This window comes from Alcanivorax sp. HI0044 (assembly GCF_001634945.1).
In genome coordinates, this window is record NZ_LWEZ01000378.1 from 1 (window position 1) to 1,053 (window position 1,053).

The following is a 1,053-nucleotide window of genomic DNA, read 5'->3' on the forward strand; positions in this document are numbered from 1 at the left end:
CCGGCTGGCCGGAATGCGGATCCAGACGTGCCGGCACCAGGGCATCCACCCGGGCGCGGCGAGAAAACTGATCGGTCCAGTGCATGGGCATGAACGCGGTGCCGGGGCGCTGCCCGGTATCGCGGGTGACCCGCACCAACGCATCACCGACACGGCTGGTCAGGCGCACGAAGCCGCCCTCCTGCAGCCGGTAACGCTCTATATCCTGGGGATGCAACGCCGCAAAGGGCTCGCTGAGGTGGGCAAACAGGCGCCCGGCACGGCCGGTGCGCGTCATGGTGTGCCACTGGTCCCGAATCCGCCCGCTATTGAGAATAATCGGGAAGGCATCGCCGATCTGGCGCACGGGCGGATTGTCGCAGCTCACAAAACGGGCCCGGCCACTGGGAGTAGAAAACTGGCCGTCGGCATAGCAGCGAGGGTCGCCGTTAAGCGGCCACTGCTGTGGCTGCCACTGGGCATATTGGTCGGCGCTCAGCTCCGCAGCCCCGGTCAAATCCAGCCGCTTGCCAAATTGGCCGGCCACCGCGGTGAGCGCCGAGTACTCGGCAAAAATGTCGTGCTCATGCTGGTAGGGAAAGGCGTCGGCAAAGCCCATGCGCTGCGCCACTTCGGTAATGATCCACCAGTCTGCTTTCGCTTGCCCCGGGGCAGGCACAAAGGGCCGCTGGCGCGATACGCAGCGCTCGGAGTTGGTGACCATGCCGGATTTCTCGCCCCAGCCCAGCGCCGGCAAGCGAATATCCGCGCAGGCGAGCGTGTCACCGCTGGCTACGCAGTCGGACACCACCACGGTGTCGCAGGCCATCAGTGCCTGGCGGACCTTGTCCGCTTCCGGGAGGGAGTCCACCGGGTTGGTGGCCATGATCCACACGGCTTTCACCTCGCCGCTGGAAACTGCCTCGAACAGCTCAACCGCTGTAAGACCATTTTTCGTGGCCAACGCCGGCGCCTGCAAGAAGTCCGCCACGGCGGCGTGGTGCGCCGGGTTGTCGATATCCAGATGCACCGCCAGCTGATTGGCCAGCCCCCCCACTTCCCGGCCGCCCATGG

Annotated in this window: 1 protein-coding gene; it reads right to left on the reverse strand. The window is 66.0% G+C overall.

Features of this window, described 5'->3' with window-relative positions; all coding sequences use genetic code 11:
- Positions 1-1,053: molybdopterin oxidoreductase family protein (locus A3730_RS04610; RefSeq protein WP_156500901.1), on the reverse strand; the 1,053-nt coding region annotated here is incomplete at both ends.